The sequence below is a fragment of the Ramlibacter sp. WS9 genome, from assembly GCF_003797765.1.
In the GTDB taxonomy this organism is placed as follows: domain Bacteria; phylum Pseudomonadota; class Gammaproteobacteria; order Burkholderiales; family Burkholderiaceae_C; genus Ramlibacter.
The window spans coordinates 1-462 of sequence record NZ_RKMB01000140.1 but is presented as its reverse complement, the minus strand read 5'-3'; the positions used below and the strand labels follow the sequence as shown (position 1 = coordinate 462).

The 462-nt window shown below is 68.4% G+C and carries 2 pseudogenes; both read right to left on the bottom strand.

Going from position 1 to position 462, the window contains the following annotated elements:
• A pseudogene (locus tag EEB15_RS33340) lies at nt 1-230 on the bottom strand (aliphatic sulfonates ABC transporter substrate-binding protein); the annotation flags it as partial.
• A gap of 11 nt (nt 231-241) precedes the next feature.
• Nucleotides 242-462, bottom strand: a pseudogene (locus EEB15_RS33335) (hypothetical protein); the annotation flags it as partial.

Sequence of the window (462 nt, the reverse complement as noted above, 5' to 3'; positions counted from 1 at the left end):
ATGATGCCGGCATCCACCGCACCGGCATTGAGTGCTTCGGCGAGGGCGGCGGCGGCGGGGAATTCGAACCAGCGGATGTCGTAGGTCAGGTCGTCCAGCGCGCCGGCAGCCTCCAACTGGGCGCGCATGTTGCCCTTCTGGTCGGCCAGGCGCAGGGTCACGCGCTCGTCGGCACAGGCCTGGCCGACGAGCAGGCAGAGAAGCAGGAACAGGCTCAGGGTCTGACGCATTCCGTAACTCCTCAACGCTGGCCGACGCGGAGGTCGGCGGGCAACTGGCGGGCCACTTCGGCGGCACCGGCGGACAGGCTGAAGTCGAACGCCTGGGCGACCTCCAGCGACTTCGGCAGCACGCCTTCGGCATGGAAGAAATCGGCGGCGGTCTGCAAGGTGGCGGCAACCTCCGGACCGAAGACCACAGGACTGATGCGCGCCTCGCCAACCCAGCGCCGAGTGACTTCGC